General features: G+C 68.9%; 17 protein-coding genes and 3 pseudogenes. 11 read left to right on the top strand and 9 right to left on the bottom strand.

The genetic code is table 11. The features are described from left to right. Nucleotides 1-10: 10 nt before the first annotated feature. The gene (locus tag QMK30_RS00105; protein WP_283515015.1) at nucleotides 11-856 is read left to right on the top strand and encodes a S1 family peptidase; all 846 of its coding nucleotides are present in this window, start codon (nucleotides 11-13) and stop codon (nucleotides 854-856) included. Nucleotides 857-1,111: 255 nt separating this feature from the next. On the opposite strand, the gene QMK30_RS00110 is transcribed toward QMK30_RS00105, so the two are convergent. Together QMK30_RS00110 and QMK30_RS00115 are read right to left on the bottom strand one after the other, a co-directional pair. After that, nucleotides 1,112-2,446: a sensor histidine kinase gene (locus QMK30_RS00110; protein WP_283515016.1), complete on the bottom strand. Its 1,335-nt coding sequence runs from the start codon at nucleotides 2,444-2,446 to the stop codon at nucleotides 1,112-1,114. Further along, nucleotides 2,443-3,144 (bottom strand): response regulator transcription factor, encoded by a 702-nt coding sequence (locus QMK30_RS00115; protein ID WP_283515017.1) that lies wholly within the window; start codon nucleotides 3,142-3,144, stop codon nucleotides 2,443-2,445. The genes QMK30_RS00110 and QMK30_RS00115 overlap by 4 nt, the downstream gene beginning before the upstream one ends. 204 nt (nucleotides 3,145-3,348) lie before the next feature. Between QMK30_RS00115 and QMK30_RS00120 the strand changes: the two genes are divergently transcribed. After that, a complete protein-coding gene (locus QMK30_RS00120) occupies nucleotides 3,349-4,191 on the top strand; it encodes a hypothetical protein (RefSeq protein ID WP_283515018.1) in 843 nt (280 codons plus the stop codon). Between the two features lie 23 nt (nucleotides 4,192-4,214). Beyond that, nucleotides 4,215-4,958, top strand: a complete 744-nt coding sequence (locus QMK30_RS00125; RefSeq protein WP_283515019.1) for a hypothetical protein — start codon at nucleotides 4,215-4,217, stop codon at nucleotides 4,956-4,958. Nucleotides 4,959-5,145: 187 nt separating this feature from the next. On the opposite strand, the gene QMK30_RS00130 is transcribed toward QMK30_RS00125, so the two are convergent. Together QMK30_RS00130 and mihF are read right to left on the bottom strand one after the other, a co-directional pair. Then, nucleotides 5,146-5,703 carry a GNAT family N-acetyltransferase gene (locus QMK30_RS00130; protein ID WP_283515020.1) on the bottom strand — a complete coding sequence of 186 codons (558 nt, stop codon included), beginning with the start codon at nucleotides 5,701-5,703 and terminating at the stop codon, nucleotides 5,146-5,148. Between the two features lie 86 nt (nucleotides 5,704-5,789). Next, nucleotides 5,790-6,104, bottom strand: coding sequence for an integration host factor, actinobacterial type (mihF, locus tag QMK30_RS00135; RefSeq protein WP_283515021.1), 315 nt, complete (start codon nucleotides 6,102-6,104; stop codon nucleotides 5,790-5,792). A gap of 119 nt (nucleotides 6,105-6,223) precedes the next feature. Here mihF and QMK30_RS00140 point away from each other — a divergent pair. Continuing rightward, nucleotides 6,224-6,674 (top strand): annotated as a pseudogene (locus QMK30_RS00140) (alpha/beta fold hydrolase); the annotation flags it as partial. Between the two features lie 73 nt (nucleotides 6,675-6,747). On the opposite strand, the pseudogene QMK30_RS38640 reads toward QMK30_RS00140, so the two are convergent. From QMK30_RS38640 to QMK30_RS00155, 3 genes and pseudogenes are all read right to left on the bottom strand, one after another. Further along, a pseudogene (locus tag QMK30_RS38640) lies at nucleotides 6,748-7,314 on the bottom strand (AMIN-like domain-containing (lipo)protein). Between the two features lie 195 nt (nucleotides 7,315-7,509). Continuing rightward, on the bottom strand, nucleotides 7,510-8,415 hold the full coding sequence (locus QMK30_RS00150; RefSeq protein ID WP_283515022.1) for an MBL fold metallo-hydrolase: 906 nt from the start codon (nucleotides 8,413-8,415) through the stop codon (nucleotides 7,510-7,512). Nucleotides 8,416-8,578: 163 nt separating this feature from the next. Then, nucleotides 8,579-8,782 (bottom strand): hypothetical protein, encoded by a 204-nt coding sequence (locus QMK30_RS00155; RefSeq protein WP_283515023.1) that lies wholly within the window; start codon nucleotides 8,780-8,782, stop codon nucleotides 8,579-8,581. A gap of 686 nt (nucleotides 8,783-9,468) precedes the next feature. Between QMK30_RS00155 and QMK30_RS00160 the strand changes: the two genes are divergently transcribed. The 3 genes from QMK30_RS00160 to QMK30_RS38395 all read left to right on the top strand — a co-directional run bounded on the left by QMK30_RS00160 (nucleotide 9,469) and on the right by QMK30_RS38395 (nucleotide 10,494). Beyond that, nucleotides 9,469-9,831, top strand: a complete 363-nt coding sequence (locus tag QMK30_RS00160; RefSeq protein ID WP_283515024.1) for a PRC-barrel domain containing protein — start codon at nucleotides 9,469-9,471, stop codon at nucleotides 9,829-9,831. A gap of 118 nt (nucleotides 9,832-9,949) precedes the next feature. Continuing rightward, complete coding sequence (locus QMK30_RS00165; protein ID WP_283515025.1) at nucleotides 9,950-10,270, top strand: hypothetical protein; 321 nt, start codon at nucleotides 9,950-9,952, stop codon at nucleotides 10,268-10,270. After that, nucleotides 10,270-10,494 carry a hypothetical protein gene (locus tag QMK30_RS38395; RefSeq protein WP_349362022.1) on the top strand — a complete coding sequence of 75 codons (225 nt, stop codon included), beginning with the start codon at nucleotides 10,270-10,272 and terminating at the stop codon, nucleotides 10,492-10,494. The genes QMK30_RS00165 and QMK30_RS38395 overlap by 1 nt, the downstream gene beginning before the upstream one ends. Before the next feature lie 353 nt (nucleotides 10,495-10,847). On the opposite strand, the gene QMK30_RS00175 is transcribed toward QMK30_RS38395, so the two are convergent. Beyond that, nucleotides 10,848-10,991, bottom strand: coding sequence for a hypothetical protein (locus QMK30_RS00175; protein ID WP_283515233.1), 144 nt, complete (start codon nucleotides 10,989-10,991; stop codon nucleotides 10,848-10,850). A 201-nt stretch (nucleotides 10,992-11,192) separates the two neighbouring features. Here QMK30_RS00175 and QMK30_RS00180 point away from each other — a divergent pair, with 201 nt between their 5' ends. The 4 genes from QMK30_RS00180 to QMK30_RS00195 all read left to right on the top strand — a co-directional run bounded on the left by QMK30_RS00180 (nucleotide 11,193) and on the right by QMK30_RS00195 (nucleotide 14,485). Next, nucleotides 11,193-11,711: a hypothetical protein gene (locus QMK30_RS00180; protein ID WP_283515026.1), complete on the top strand. Its 519-nt coding sequence runs from the start codon at nucleotides 11,193-11,195 to the stop codon at nucleotides 11,709-11,711. Between the two features lie 78 nt (nucleotides 11,712-11,789). Further along, nucleotides 11,790-12,635: a DUF4097 family beta strand repeat-containing protein gene (locus QMK30_RS00185; protein ID WP_283515027.1), complete on the top strand. Its 846-nt coding sequence runs from the start codon at nucleotides 11,790-11,792 to the stop codon at nucleotides 12,633-12,635. A 69-nt stretch (nucleotides 12,636-12,704) separates the two neighbouring features. Further along, nucleotides 12,705-13,697: an ATP-binding cassette domain-containing protein gene (locus tag QMK30_RS00190; protein WP_283515028.1), complete on the top strand. Its 993-nt coding sequence runs from the start codon at nucleotides 12,705-12,707 to the stop codon at nucleotides 13,695-13,697. Next, a complete protein-coding gene (locus QMK30_RS00195; protein WP_283515029.1) occupies nucleotides 13,694-14,485 on the top strand; it encodes an ABC transporter permease in 792 nt (263 codons plus the stop codon). Before QMK30_RS00190 ends, QMK30_RS00195 begins: the two co-directional genes overlap by 4 nt. A gap of 228 nt (nucleotides 14,486-14,713) precedes the next feature. Here the strand turns inward: QMK30_RS00195 and QMK30_RS00200 are convergent. Then, nucleotides 14,714-14,872: pseudogene (locus QMK30_RS00200) on the bottom strand (Clp protease N-terminal domain-containing protein); the annotation flags it as partial. Nucleotides 14,873-14,897 lie beyond the last annotated feature (25 nt).

The following is a 14,897-nucleotide window of genomic DNA, read 5'->3' on the forward strand; positions in this document are numbered from 1 at the left end:
CCGAGCTGGTTTGCCACCAGCCGTACAGCAGCAGCCCCACCTGGACGCCACCTCACGCGCCGTCACCCGGCAGGTCGGCGACGGGGTCGCGGGGGTGCTCGGGTGGGGCATCGACGAGCGCCGCGGCCGGGTGGAGGTCCGGGTGCACCGCACGGAACGCACCGCGGCCACCGCGTCCTTCCTCACCCGGATACGGGCCCTCGGCGACCGGATCCGCGTCGTCGAGACCTCGGACGCGCCGCGTCAGGAGCAGGGTGACGTCGTCGGGGGCGAGAAGTGGACACCGGGCAGCGAGAGCCCGTGCTCCATCGGCTTCTCCGTCACCGGGGCGGGCGGCGCGAAGGCGTTCCTCACCGCCGGCCACTGCACCAACGACGCCGACCAGCCCGCGTACGGGAAGGACGGCACCCGCGTCGGCACCTCCAACAAGAACGGCAGCCTCAGCATCAACGCCCGGGAGGGCGACTTCGGCCTGGTCGACATCGACCAGAGCGGCTGGAACCTGCTGCCGAAGGTCTCCGGCTACGGGAGCGGCGATGTGACCGTCACCGGTTCTGCCGACGGCATCGTCGGGCAGGCCGTGTGCCGTTCGGGGCAGACCAGCCGCTGGCACTGCGGCGAGATCACCAGGGTCGACCAGTCCGTCGACTACGGCAGTGTCGTCATCGACGGTCTTTCCTACTCCGACGCCTGTTCTGCCGGGGGTGACTCGGGCGGTGCCTATGTGACCGCCACCGGTGGCAAGGCCGTCGGCCTGCACTCAGGCGGTGGCAGCAACACCTGTGGCAGCATCGGGACGGTGAGGCGGGCGCACTGGAGGTCGCCGCACGCGGTCCACTTCAGCTGCTGCCCGTAGAAGGACTTCAGGTCCGCGCGGGTCGCGGGGTCGGCAGGGGCCTTCGGCGCCTGCGGCCGGTCCGGGGCGGCTCCGGCCGTCGCGGTGCAGCCGGCCAGCGAAGTGGCGGCCAGGACGGCCAGGGTCAGGACGAGCGGGTGGCGACGGACAGCGCGCTTCAACAGGTGCTCCCATGTTCGGATCACCGCAGCCTGCCCGGTCGATGCTGAGGATTTGATGAAGGTGGCCCCCGCGCTGCGCCCCGCACCCGGCTCGCTACGCCCCGCGGGCAGCGGGCGGCCGGTCGCCGGTGGGGAGGCGCAGCACAAAGCGGGCACCGCCGCGTTCTCCCCGGTCCGCGGTGAGGCTGCCGCCGTGCGCGTGGGCGACCCAGGAGGCGATGGACAGTCCGAGTCCCGTCGACCCGGACCCGCTGCGGAACCGGTCGAACAGGGCGTCCGCCACCTGCGGAGGCAGCCCGGGGCCCGCGTCGTCGACCGTCACGGCGCCGTGGCGCGCGACGCTGATCCGGACGTCGGCGGGTTCTCCGGGAGCGTGGCCGTGGGCCAGCGCGTTGCCCAGGAGATTCGCCACGGCCCGGCGCACCAGATCGGGGTCGGCGACCACGACGGTCTCCTCGGCCCGTACCACCACCCGGTGTCCCTCGGTGGGCGCGTCATCGACGACCGCCTCGACCAGTTGGTCCAGGCGCAGTGGCTCCCGTGCGAGTGTCTCCGTACCGGACATGAGCCTCGCCCGGGTGAGCAGTCCGTCGACGAGGCCGCCCATCGAGTCCGCCAGTCGCAGCGTGCGCCGAAGGACGTCGGTGCTGTCCGTCTCGCCGCGCAGCGCGGTCTCGGCGAGGGTACGCAGTGACGCAGCAGGCGTCCGAAGATCGTGTGCGGCGTCGGCGAGGAACGTCTCCTGCTGGTCCAGGGCGGCCAGTGCCGGGCGGATCGCGCGCCCGGACAGCAGATGGCCGACCGCCGCCGACAGGCACACCAGGACCGCGCAGCCGGACGCCACGAGCCACGCCAGACGGCGGTGGTCGGCCTGCTGGTCGGAGGTCCCGGACAGCGTGAACATGGCACCCTGCGGTCCGTCGCCCTCTTCGGCGTCGGGTGCGTAGAAGGGCTGGGCGAACACCCGGACCGGTTCGCCCGTCGTCGTATGCCGGTCGAACGCGGCGGCGTCCTCGTCGCGTACGGCCGCTGCCGCCGTTTGTTGTACGTCGCCGGGGCCGACGGACAGGCAGGGGCGGCGCGGCGCGTGATCGACGACCAGGTCGGCTCCGTCGCCGGGCGGCACGGACAGCACGGTCAGCGGCGGGCAGCCGGTGCCCATCGTGTCGGCCAGACCGCGGGTGTCCAGCCGGCCGTCCTCGTCGGTTTCCAGCAGTCCCATGGCCCAGCTGGTGTCCGCGTTCATCGACTGGTCGAGCTGTTCGCGCCAGCGCGCGTCGTCGCTGCGCACGGCGAGCGCGGCCATCGCGACGAGCCCCACGGCGCTGGTGAGCGCGAACAGCGCGGTGCTGCGCCGACGTAGCCCGCGCACCCTCGCCGTGGGGGTGAGCGGTCGCGACCGACGGAAGCGGGCGGGCATCACCTTCATCGCGGACCGTCGGGCGGCGGCTCGTCGAAGGGCGGGTCCTCGGGCGCCAGGCGGTACCCGGTCCCGCGCACGGTCCGGATCAGCGGCGGGTTCCCCAGCTTGCGGCGGAGCTGGGAGACGAGCACCTCCAGGACGTTGGACTGCGGCTCGGTCATCTCGTCCCAGCAGCTCTCGATCAGCTCGGCGCGGGACACCGCCTGGTCGGCGCGTGTGGCCAGCACCTCCAGGACAGCGAACTCCCGGCCGGTGAGCGTGAGCAGCACCCCGGCGCGGCGGACGTGCCGCCGGGCAGTGTCGATCTCAAGGTCGGCGATGCGATGGACGGGTGGGCGCAGGACCGCGGCCCGGCGGCACAGGCTGCGTACCCGGGCGACGAGTTCCGGCACGGCGAACGGTTTGACCAGGTAGTCGTCACCGCCGCTGGCGAAGCCTCCGACCCGGTCGGCGACCGAATCGCGGGCGGTGAGGAAGAGCACCGGCACGGCACGGCCGGCGCTCCGCAGCTGCTCCACATAGTCGGCCGCGTCCCCGGAGGGGAGCATCCGGTCGAAGACCGCACAGTCGTAGGCGGTGACGAAGAGCGCCTCGTCGGCCTGCGGGAGGTCGGCGGTCTCGTCGACGGCGAGCCCGGCGGCACGCAGCGCGGCGGCCACCCCGAAACGCAGATCCCCGTCGTCCTCGACCAGCAGTACTCGCACGTCGATCACCTTAGCGGGACCGGGCCGCCCGGCCGACGCATCGCGTGTCCCGCGCCGGTGGCCGATCGTTGCTTGTACGAATTCCGCTGCCGGTGCGTCAGTTCCACCGACGGGCCTGCGCACGGTGACCCGGTGATATGACCACGCTGTCACGCAAAGCTGTGTACGGTCGCCGACGACGGTGACTCAGAGGGTGGAGTGGGGATGGGGAGCGGTATTCGCTACCGGGCCGAGCGGATCGCGCTCGCCCTGATGGCCGCGGCGGGCATCGCGGTCCTGCTGGCCGACTTACTCGGCTGGCTCGACAAGCTGGCCCCCGGGGGTGCGCTCCCGAAAATCACCTTGCTCATCCTGAGTACGGTCACGCTGTTCCTCCTCCTGGAGGTCGACCGCCTCAAGGTGCTCGACAACGTCAACACCCAGCTTTCCAAGCTCGATATCGATGCCCTGGCGCGCGAGCTCAAGCAGGAGCACTACGGTGGCGCGATTCAGGTGCACCGACGGTTTCCCGATGAGAGATTCACCGGGTACGTGGAGGCCGCCGCTCGGGAGGTGACCATCCTGCAGACTTGGATCCCCAACCTGCACCGCTTCGACAGCGAGTTGAAGAGGGCCCTCGTCGACCGGCAGGTGCAGGTACGCGTCCTCCTGCTGCACCCGTCGTCGCCCGTGGCCCGGCTGCGCGACGAAGCGTTACGCACCGTACGGGACCCCGCGCTCGACGACGATGTGAGAGCGAGCGTCGAGCGGTGCCTGTCGATCCTCGAATCCTTGTACCGGGGCGCCTCGGCGTCGGCCAGGTCGCGGCTCCAGGTGCGGGTCTACAACTCCCTGCCGTCGGTCGCCGTGTACAAGGCCGACGAGCGCTACTTGGTCAGTTCGTTCCTGCATGGCCGACTCGCCGTCGAATCCACCCAGATCGAGATCGACGGGTGCAACACCGTGATGGGCAGAGAGGTCCAGCACGAGATGGACACCTTGTGGATGATCGGCCGCGATGTGGACCTCGGCGACTGGCGCGGATCAGTCGCCACCATCAACCTGTGATCCTGGCAAGAGAGGTTACGGTCATGCAGGAACTGGACAGATTCGAGGACGAACTGATCGAGCGGTACAAGGAGCATCCGGTTCTGGCGAACGTAACGCTCCTGCCGGACGAGGACTTCGCCACGATCCTTCTTCAGCGCCGTTTTCTGTCGCTCGCGTTCACCCCGTGCTACGACCTCGCGATCGATTTGCTGCGTGACGAGGTCGGGGTGCGCACGGCACGCATCATTCTGCGCGAGGAGTATCCCGACGCGGGCGGGCACACGCCCTCGCACCGTGAGGACATGAAGGACGATCTCCTCCAACTGGGCATCTCCAGGCGGGCCTTCGTGGAGGCGAGGCCAACGGCGGAGACGAAGAGAGCGATCAATGACACCTTCGACCTGATCGCCGATGCGGGCGCCCAAAACAACGCCGATCTGCGGCTGTTGACAGTGCTGCGCTTCTGGGGCGAGGTCCTGGTGTCCGTCGAGTACGGACGGCTGTGGGAGCGGATGGGGCCCTCGCTGACCAGCGAGGGCGAGAACCGTTCACGCTTCTACTATCCGCACTACATCCACGACGCCAAGGCGCATTCCCTGGCGACCGTGTCCCTGCTGTCGACCACCCACTCCGATCGGCTGGCGACGCGGTTGCGCGAGCTCCTCGCCCGTGAGGATTCGACCGATTGCTTCAAGGAGATGGAAGAGCGGGCCCTTCAGCAGAAGGTGGCCTTCTACGACCAGTTCCTACCGGCCCTGGCACGCGCCGGCATCACCGGAACCTGAAGCGGGACCACCGGCTCGCCCGGACCGCCCGAGTCCGGTGCGGCCGCCCCGCCGCGCACAGCGCGGATCGAACGGCGGGGCGGACGCGCCTCACGCGGCAGTGCGTCGACGCGCGCGAGGTGGGCCCCGCCGCGTGGGGCTGGTCCGGGGCCCGTCGTCTCGACTTGCCGAGGGGAAACCTGCTGGGTCAGCCCTGCCGGAGCCGTGCGTGAAGGTGCACGTCGTGCCAGCCGTCCGCGTGCAGCCACGCACCACGGCGGACACCTTCCTCCTCGAACCCGGCCTTGACCGCCACCCGACAGGACGCCTCATTCGCGGTCGAATGCTCAAGTTCGATCCGGTGGAACCCGCCCTCACCCAGCGCCCAGCACGTGAGCACCTGGACCGTACGGGGGCACAACCCGCCACCGCGAGCTGCCGGTACCGTCCAGTAGGCCACTTCGGCCTTACCGTCCGCCAGGGACAGCGACTTCAAAGCGATACGGCCCAGCAGCGCGCCACTGCCCGCGTGGACCATCGCCCAATGGGCGCCCGTCTCCTCGCTCCAGCTCCGCTGCCATTGTTCGATCCACTCTCCCGCCTCCTGCACGGAATCAGCCCTGCGCACATGCCAGCGCTGGATCGCCGGATCCTGGAACGCCTCCATCACAGCGGCAGCATCAGTGAGCAGCCAGGGACGCAACAGCACATCACCCCCGACCGGCAGAGCGGGCTGGTCGAACGCGGCAAGATCACCGTCGGACATCGCAGGAACGATCGATGAAGGCATGAACGGGATTCCCCCAGGAGCACTACCGGCGACGGCACAGGCCGCCGGCGCTTCCCTCGACTTCAGCCCTGCGGCGGGAAGAGCTCAAGCAGACGCTCCTTCTGGCGGGACCCCAGCCCCTGGACACGACGACGCTCGGAGATACCGAGGTCGGTGATGAGCTGGCCTGCGCGGACCTTACCGATGCCGGGCAGTGATTCCAGCAGTCGGCGTGCGGACGTCTTACCGACGACGGCGTCCTTACGCTCCAGCACTTCATGGAGCGAGACCTTGCCCTCCTTGAGCTCGGAGAGAACCGCGGCGCGCTCCTTTCGGACCACGGATGCCTTCTTCAGCGCCTCGGCGCGCTGGGCGGGAGTCAGTGCGGGGAGAGCCATGAGCGGTGTCCTCTCGTCGTACAACACGGAAGGTCCTCATCATGGCCCTGTCGCGGGCCAGTTGACCAGCAGGTTTGCCAAGTTTACGCCGCCGGTTCACCTTGCTCGCCCCGGCGGCCGTGCGGTGTCGTCGTCTCCTGGCACCGATCCAGGACCGGAGCGGGGCGGCCGGCGGCATCGTCGACGAGGTCGAGCGTCTGGATCCGCGCGATGTCGTTCTCGTCGGGCACAGCTATTCGGGCATCCCGGTCGGCCAGGCCGCCGAGCGGATCGGCGACCGGCTTGCCCGGGTGGTCTTCGTCGACTCCAATCGTACCGACCGAGGGACAGTCGTTCGCGTCCGCCTGGTGGGAGGGCCCGGCGAAGTTCGCGGCGTCGATCGTCGCCAATGACGGCTTCTGGGCTCCACTGGCCGCGGGCGACTACGACGGCCAGGACCTCACCGATGAGCAGATCACCCGGATCGTGGGCGGCTCGACACCGCACCCGGAGGCTTCCCTGACCGAGCCCGCGGTGCTGAAGCAGCCGCTGGGCGAGCTTCCGGCGACGTACGTCAAGTGCCTGCTCGACAGCGTCGGCCGAGCCGGGCCGATGGGCCGCACCTGTATGCGGCCCATCGACTTTCGTGTGGGCGCCCGGTCGGTCACCAGGCGTGTGCGACGTCCACCATCAGCTTGTCGCCGGACTGGAGCACCCTGAATGGGAGCCTGGCGCGAACACCCAGGCCGATCTGGGTCTGCCCTTCGAAGCTCGCCCCGAACTTGGTGTCCTTGAACGTCTTGTACCCGGTGAGGTTCACGCCCGGCAGCGGCTGCCCGGCCCTACCGGCGTAGCTGGGCTTCCCGGTCGCGGTGTCGAAGCTCGGTGCGTTCACGAAGATCTACAGAATGGCTCCGCCGCTGACCGGTATCCGCTCACCGGAGCCGTCTTGGTGGAACTTGTCGACGTAACCGACGTGGTAACCCGGCTTGCCGACCGCACCGCTGATGTCGAAGACCATGCGGTCGTAACAGGTGTTCTGGCCGGTCCTGATGGTCTTCAGCGGCTTGGACCCCGATTCCGTGGCCGCCTTGCCGCCGCTGCCCCAGCCGATCGCGCAGACAACGGTCGAAGCGGACTTGTCCACCGGCGCGGTCGCGGCTCCGGCCGCGCCGGCCACAGCGGCGCCCGCCAGCACGAGCGCCACAGGTGCTGTCATCAGCCATCGCATGACTTACCTCCACTAAAAGCTGATTACAGGTGCATGCGGTAGGACGGCCAGGTGTGTGACGGCGTTGCGTCTGGTTCATCTTCCGGCCACCGAAGGGGCGAAGCTGTCGCGAAAGCGGGGCAGCCGCCGGAGTGCAGTTCAGCCGTACGCCTCCCCCGGATCCCGGTGCGGGACATCACGTACCGCCGTGGGCGCTCACCATCGCAATGCGGTGAAGTCGATCGGTTGCGGCCGCATCTCGCCGGCCCGCCCCGCCAACTGCCGCATTCTCTGCGCCATTTGCTCGGCCGGCAGGTGCTTGCGGCCGCCATGACCGGGCAGCAGCCACTCGAAGTCGAGCCGGCCGGCCGTGCGGGCCAAGGATGCTGCCAGCTCCTGGATGGAGTACCAGGTGACGCTCTCCGCAACCTCGACGTCGTCCGTCGAGCGTGACCAGTAGAAGCTGTCTCCGCTGAAGCAGTACCGCTCGTCGACGACGTACAGCACGCTTCCCTCGGTGTGGCCCGGAAGCGGGTGCACGACGACTCCTCGGGCGATCTCGACGGGCTCGGTGCCGCGCAGGACGCAGTCGGCATCAGGGGCCGCGTCCAGGTCGCCCTCATGAATCCACAGCCGGGCCCCGAAGCGGTCGGCGTAGCGGCGGCCGTGCGCCGCGTGGTCCCGGTGGGTGAGAAGAACATCGGTGACCGAACCGAGCTTCTCGTACCGGGCGGCAAGCGATTCGCTCCAACGCGGGGTGTCCACCATCAGCAGGGTCCCGGAAGGACGTTGCACCAAGTAGGAGTTGGCTCCGGCGGTCTGTTGAGAATTGTGTCCGCACAGGTGGACGACGTCGTCCAGGCGCAAGGGGAAGGGGTCGAGCGACACGTCCGACTGACGGGAGGAGCGGATGGAACGGGTGTGGCAGGCGAATAAGGCGGCGTACAGCTGTAGTTCCTCAGCCGCGCCGCGGGGCTGACGAAGGATCTCGGAGCGGCCACCGACCTCGCCGATCAGGTCGGGCGCCAACTGCCGGGCGACGTCGCAGTTCGTACAGCGGTCATCCACATGCCAGTTGGTGTCCTCTGTCGATTCAGGACGGGCAGCGTTCGCAGGACTCATCAGGTGCCTCACTTCTCACGCGACTGTTACCGGTCTCCGTGGATAAGGCTCGTCGGTGGCGGTCACAAGCGGAAGGGGGTCCAGATCTTGTTTCTGCCGCTCAGCACGTCTCTCGCTCGGCGACATTTCAGGTAAATCAATCGATACGGCGGCCGGTCGTCAGCTACGGATGCGTGCGCCGTTCGACGGCTGACTGCATCGCCGGGGCGAACATCCCGATGCCGAATACGACGAGGCTGCCGAACAGGACCGCCGGCCGCACGTCATCGACAACATCCAGCATGGCAAGCACCACGACGACGTCGAGAAAACAGAACACGGACGCCGCACCCGCCGCACCCGCCGCACCCGCTCCGATGCTGATCAACTGCCCCCCATCCGGTCGGTCGCTTCCTCAGCCATGCCCCGTACGCCACCGTGCGGCACCGCACGGAAAAGAATCGTGGCGAGGTCGCTCGTGGTGTCGATTCGGGCCGGTGGCCGTAGCCGAGACCGAAGGACCAGCCGCGAGCGGGCCGGGGATGCCCGTAGCGCGCACCGCGCACGGCGGTGGGACACGGGATCGATGAAGTTTCTCCCGCCACGCCTGTCTCATGCCCGACGACAGCCGAGTATCCACCGTTTCATACCAGTATCCCTCTCGGCAATCAGGGGATCGCTTGCCAGCCCATGGGCCGCCACACCCCTCCCGACACGCTCGCGCCTCGCGGCCCACCTCACGACGCCCCGCCGACGCCTTCAGCACGTCCTTCTGGAGGCTTTCGCGTCAGCCGCACCATGGCCCACATGCCGCCACGGAATTTTGCCGTGCGGCACAAAAACCTATCGAGTTCCCAGAAAATCAATGACGAAACAACGCAACCTTGAACGCATGGCCGCTTTCCACCGGGGCACTCCTTTCGGCTGATTCTGAGGTTGACAACAATCGGCCTCTTGATTCCTCTACCTCTGTTCGCCCGACCACTCCGCCCACTGTCCGAATTTTTCCGCAGACCTGTGTGAGGGCCCTTTTATCGGGCACTCGCCTGATCGAGAGACGCTCAACCGAATTCGATGAAGGAGTTATTTGTGAGTGACATCTGGGGCTACCAGCCGACTACGAAGCACACCCCCGGTACGGATCTGACCGGGTTCAAGGTCGAGGCGACCGATGGCAGCATCGGCAAGGTCGACAAGCACTCCGAGGATGTCGGCTCCTCCTACATCGTGGTCGACACCGGCGTATGGATCTTCGGCAAGCACGTGCTGCTGCCTGCGGGCACGGTCAGCAGCATCGACACCGCAGAGAAGACCATCCACGTCTCACGCACCAAGGCGGAGATCAAGGACTCGCCCGAGTTCGACAAGGACAAGCACATCGGCGACCCGGGATACCACCAGCAGGTCGGCGGTTACTACGGCAGCCCGCGGCTCTGACACGATCGCGGTTACCTTGTGGGGGCGACCGGAGGACACTCCGGTCGGCCCCACAGTCTGTTTGCGGGCACCGCGCCTTCAGGGACCTGCCTGGCCGGAGAACAGGGGAGCACGCCGAATGACCATGCTCGGGGAGAACGAGTTGTGGCGAGGACAGTTCGCCTCTCGCATAGAAGAGCTCGCCGCGAGCAAGGCCGGCGGCGCCGCGAGCGGGGCGCTGAGGTCGACGCTGAACATGTCCCGCAGCGCCGAAGAAGAGCTGGCGGTCGACGACTTGTGCCACATCATCGAGTACTTCGGGCTGCCGCTCAGTCGCACTCAGTACGAGGCGCTGGCCGGGCTGGCCGACCGCGTGGGGATGCTCGACTCCCTCCAAGCCGCCCCACCGCTCCCCCGGAAAGGCGAGAGCGCGCCGGGGATGACGACGTCCGACCAGTAGTGGACGCGGGCGCGCTGGAGGCTGGGACGAGCAGGAGATCCCGGCCCATCGGCACCGCTGATATCTCGACCCTCCCCAACGAGGACTGCTGCAGCCAGCTCGCCCCGCCCCGGGTCAGCACCAGCACCCGGGCCCGACTGCCGCAGTTGCAGGCCGTGGAAAAGCGCCTCGACCTGGACGAGGTGACCGAAGCGCTGCTCGGTTCGGCCCACCCAGGGTGCTGACATCTGGGCAGGACGAGGAGATACCGACACCGGCTGAAAGTCACCAGCCAACCGTCGGACGCCATCCAACGGAGCCGCCGGTGCCAGTCGGCCACCCCGGACGCTCGTAGGAAACCAACAGCGCGAGGGGGCACAGTCCGGGCCCCCTCACACCACCGGACTCGGTACGGCAGGACGGGGCTCGGCAAGCCCGCCCTCGGGCCGGAACAGCCGCACCGGCGGAGGAGGCGCAATGGCCGCCACTGCCAGATCGACGCCGAAGACGGGCCGGACACCGCTCCCGGCGCCGGCCCGCACCGCACCGCACCGCACCGCACCGGTGACCGTGCCCCGGTCAGTGAGCGCGAGCGCCGTCATACCGCGCCCAGCCGCCCTCCGTGCCCGGCGACCGCGTGCACCGCGTGCACCGCGTGCACCGCGACGAACATGGCGCCCGTGCCGATGGGCTCGTAGATCCCGGTGAGCGGGCCGGTGAGGAAGGTCGGGCTGAATGCCATCGACCTGGAGATCGGCGGACAGCGCCAGGCTGGCGCCACGCGACACCACTCCGGGACAACTTGGCGCCACAGCGCCGCCAGCTCGCAACACTCCTCTGAACTGCGACAAAGAGCCTATCCGTTGCCCCGGAACCCAACCGCGCGCCACATATCGCACCTTCAAGCTTGCCAATGGCGCCACAATGGTGCCACTATTGCGTCATGGACCTCACGCCGTACATCGAAACACTCCACAGGGAACTGGCGGTGGCCGCCGAAGCCGGGGGTGACGAAGCCCGCGAGCTCGCCGAGCGGCTGACCGCGCCGCTGGAGTCGGCGACCCGCCTGACCCTGCTCAATGTGCTGTCCGCCGCCATGGACGAGATCACCCGTGAACTCGCCCCCGGCTCGGTCGACGTACGGCTGCGTGGCCTCGACCCCGACTTCGTGGTGGTGCTGCCGCAGCACGAGGACCGGACCGAACCGCTCGACGCACCGGCGCCCGCACCGGTCCCGGTCCCCGCCGACACGGACGAGGGCGGCACCGCCCGCGTCAATCTGCGCCTGCCCGCCCACCTCAAGACCCGCGCCGAGGAGGCGGCGGGCAGCGAGGGCCTGTCGGTCAACACCTGGCTCGTACGCGTCGTGTCGGCCGCGGTCGGCACGGGCGGCGCCGCCACCCCGCCGGCCCCCGCGAAGACCAGGACCATCGGCCAGAACTTCACGGGCTGGGTGCATTAACCAGCCCCGCACAACGACTTCACTCGCACCCGCCCCACCAGCGGGGACGCCACGAGCACCCAAGAGGACGGGACAGCCATGCCTACTTTCGACACTCCCCAGCCGATCTCGGTCAACGCCCGTGTGGACGCGGGATCCATCCAGTTCGCCGCGGCCGACCGCGCCGACACCGTCGTGGACGTCGCTCCCCGTGACCCGAAGAAGGACCAGGACGTGCGGGCCGCCGAACAGACCGAGGTCACGTACGCGAGCGGCGTCCTGACCGTCCGGACGCCCAAGCAGCGCTACCCCCTCGGGCGCACCGGCACCGTCGACGTGACGGTCGAACTGCCCGCGGGCTCGCGCGTCGACATGACCGGCGCCTGGGCCCAGGTGCTCGGCGAGGGCCGACTCGGTGAAGTCCGCGTGAAGACCTCGTCCGGTGACGTCCGACTCGACACGACCGGACCGCTCCAGCTGACCGCCTCGCACGGCTCGATCGCCGTGGACCGGGTCGAGGGCCCCGCCGAGATCACCACCAGCTCCGGCAGCATTCGCGTCGGCACTGTCGACGGCACCGCCGTCCTGAAGAACTCGCACGGCACCACGACCGTCGGCACTGCGACCGGCGACCTGCGGGTCAGCGGCTCCAACGGCGACATCATCATCGAGCGCGCCGAGGGCTCGGTCGCCGCCACCACCGCCCACGGCACGCTGCGCGTCGCCGAAGTCGCCTGCGGCACCATCCAGTTGGAGACCAACTACGGAGCCATCGATGTCGGCATCCGCGAGGGCACCGCCGCCTGGCTCGACGTCAGCTCCGGCCGCGGGCAGGTGCGCAACACACTCACCGCCTCCGAGAGCCCGGAGAAGTCCGAGGACACCGTTGAGGTCCGCGCCCGTACTCGCTGGGGCAACATCGACGTCCGCCGCGCCCGCGCCTGAGCCTTTTCACTCCATTCCAGTCTCTCCATTCCAGCCTTCGATCGGGAGGGCCCCATGCCTTCATCTGTCATGCCCACATCCAAAAGTGGCAACGGCCACCAGCCGCCCGCCGCCGTGTCCACCGTCGGTCTGCGCAAGTCCTACGGCGACAAGCTCGTCCTCGACGGCATCGATCTGCGCATCCCGGCCGGGTCCGTGTTCGCGCTGCTCGGGCCGAACGGCGCCGGCAAGACCACCGTCGTGAAGATCCTCTCCACCCTCATCACCGCCGACCCCGGCTCCGGCGACATCCACGTCGGCGGCCACGACCTGGCCGCCGACCCGCAGGCCGTGCGGGCCGCGATCGGCGTGACCGGGCAGTTCTCCGCCATCGACGGGCTGATCACCGGCGAGGAGAACATGCTCCTCATGGCCGACCTGCACCACCTGTCCAAGCGCGAGGGGCGGCGGGTCACCGCCGAGCTGCTGGAGCGCTTCGACCTCGTCGACGCCGCCAAGAAGCCCGCTCAGAGCTACTCCGGCGGCATGAAGCGCCGCCTCGACCTCGCTATGACCCTGGTCGGCAACCCGCGGATCATCTTCCTCGACGAGCCGACCACCGGCCTCGACCCGCGCAGCCGCCACAACATGTGGCAGATCATCCGCGAGCTCGTCACCGACGGCGTCACCGTCTTCCTCACCACCCAGTACCTGGAGGAGGCCGACGAACTCGCCGACCGCATCGCCGTGCTCAACGACGGCAAGATCGCCGCCCAGGGCACCGCCGAGGAGCTGAAGCGGCTCATCCCCGGCGGACACGTGCGGCTGCGGTTCGCCGAGCCGCAGGCGTACGAGCACGCGGCCGTCACCCTGCGCGAGATCACCCGGGACGACGAATCGCTGTCCCTGAGCATCCCCAGCGACGGCAGCCAGCGCGAGCTGCGCTCGATCCTCGACTGGCTCGACTCGGCCGACATCGAGGCGGACGAACTGACCGTGCACACCCCCGACCTCGACGACGTCTTCTTCGCCCTGACCACCGCCACCAACGTCCCCAACCAGCCCAAGGAGAACGCCCGATGAGCACCCTGTCCCTCGCCGTACGCGACTCGTCCACGATGCTGCGCCGCAACCTCCTGCACGCACGGCGCTACCCCTCGCTCACCCTGAACCTGCTGCTCACCCCGATCATGCTGCTGCTGCTCTTCGTCTACATCTTCGGCGACGTGATGAGCGCGGGCATCGGCGGCGGCGGTGCGGACCGCTCCGAGTACATCGCCTATATCGTCCCGGGCATCCTGCTGATGACCATCGGCGGCACCGTGGTCGGGACCGCGGTCTCCGTCTCCAGCGACATGACCGAGGGCATCATCGCCCGCTTCCGCAGCATGGCCATCCACCGCGGCTCAGTGATCATCGGACACGTCGTCGGCAGCGTCCTGCAGTCGATCATGAGTGTGGTCCTCGTGGGCGCCGTGGCCGTCGCCATCGGCTTCCGCTCCACCGATGCCACCGTCCTTGAGTGGCTGGCGGCGTTCGGACTGCTCGTGCTCTTCGCCATGGCACTCACCTGGATCGCGGTCGGCATGGGCCTCATCAGCCCCAACGCCGAGGCCGCCAGCAACAACGCGCTGCCGATGATCCTGCTGCCGCTCTTCTCCAGCGCCTTCATCCCCGTCGAGACGATGCCGGGCTGGTTCCAGCCGATCGCCGAATACCAGCCCTTCACCCCGGCCATCGAAACCCTGCGCGGCCTGCTGCTCGGCACCGAGATCGGCAACAACGGGTGGCTCGCGGTCGCCTGGTGCCTGGGCCTCGCGGTGCTCGGCTACTTCTGGTCGACCTCGAAGTTCAGCCGCGACCCGAAGTAACCGCCATGACAGCGCGGGCTGCCTCCCCCAGCTCGTCCCGCCCCAGGGCGGTGTACGCCGACACCGCGTCGGCCTACGCCGCCCTGTCCGCGTCCTCGGCCGCCCGTCGGGTCCGGGTCGCAGACGACGCGGCACGGACCACACGACCAGGGCAGCCTGAGACACTCCGACGGCACGCAGGCTGTGCTCGAACTCCCGGTCAAGCGCGTCGCGGACACCACCATGATCGAGCCCGGCCGAGGCCAGAACCTGATAGGTGACGGCCTCCCGCTCGGCGGCGACCGACAGCAGGAGATGGTGTGCCTCGACCACCGCCGATCCGTCTTCGCGGGCTTCGTATGTCGCCCGCACCATGACCGCGTGCAGGTACTTGTCAAACGCGGTCATCGCCACGCCTCCTCAGCTCGACTCC

Source organism: Streptomyces sp. H27-C3, from assembly GCF_030063415.1.
Lineage (GTDB): Bacteria > Actinomycetota > Actinomycetes > Streptomycetales > Streptomycetaceae > Streptomyces.

What these genes read in the sequence shown, in the direction of transcription:
- QMK30_RS00180 (WP_283515026.1), top strand. Translation starts at nt 11,193, where the DNA reads ATGGACCTCACGCCGTACATCGAAACACTCCACAGGGAACTGGCGGTG.
- QMK30_RS00110 (WP_283515016.1), bottom strand. Translation starts at nt 2,446, where the DNA reads ATGAAGGTGATGCCCGCCCGCTTCCGTCGGTCGCGACCGCTCACCCCC.
- QMK30_RS00125 (WP_283515019.1), top strand. Translation starts at nt 4,215, where the DNA reads ATGCAGGAACTGGACAGATTCGAGGACGAACTGATCGAGCGGTACAAG.
- QMK30_RS00130 (WP_283515020.1), bottom strand. Translation starts at nt 5,703, where the DNA reads ATGTCCGACGGTGATCTTGCCGCGTTCGACCAGCCCGCTCTGCCGGTC.
- QMK30_RS00150 (WP_283515022.1), bottom strand. Translation starts at nt 8,415, where the DNA reads ATGAGTCCTGCGAACGCTGCCCGTCCTGAATCGACAGAGGACACCAAC.
- QMK30_RS00165 (WP_283515025.1), top strand. Translation starts at nt 9,950, where the DNA reads ATGACCATGCTCGGGGAGAACGAGTTGTGGCGAGGACAGTTCGCCTCT.
- QMK30_RS00190 (WP_283515028.1), top strand. Translation starts at nt 12,705, where the DNA reads ATGCCCACATCCAAAAGTGGCAACGGCCACCAGCCGCCCGCCGCCGTG.
- QMK30_RS00160 (WP_283515024.1), top strand. Translation starts at nt 9,469, where the DNA reads ATGAAGGAGTTATTTGTGAGTGACATCTGGGGCTACCAGCCGACTACG.
- mihF (WP_283515021.1), bottom strand. Translation starts at nt 6,104, where the DNA reads ATGGCTCTCCCCGCACTGACTCCCGCCCAGCGCGCCGAGGCGCTGAAG.
- QMK30_RS00195 (WP_283515029.1), top strand. Translation starts at nt 13,694, where the DNA reads ATGAGCACCCTGTCCCTCGCCGTACGCGACTCGTCCACGATGCTGCGC.
- QMK30_RS00185 (WP_283515027.1), top strand. Translation starts at nt 11,790, where the DNA reads ATGCCTACTTTCGACACTCCCCAGCCGATCTCGGTCAACGCCCGTGTG.
- QMK30_RS00175 (WP_283515233.1), bottom strand. Translation starts at nt 10,991, where the DNA reads ATGGCATTCAGCCCGACCTTCCTCACCGGCCCGCTCACCGGGATCTAC.
- QMK30_RS00120 (WP_283515018.1), top strand. Translation starts at nt 3,349, where the DNA reads ATGGGGAGCGGTATTCGCTACCGGGCCGAGCGGATCGCGCTCGCCCTG.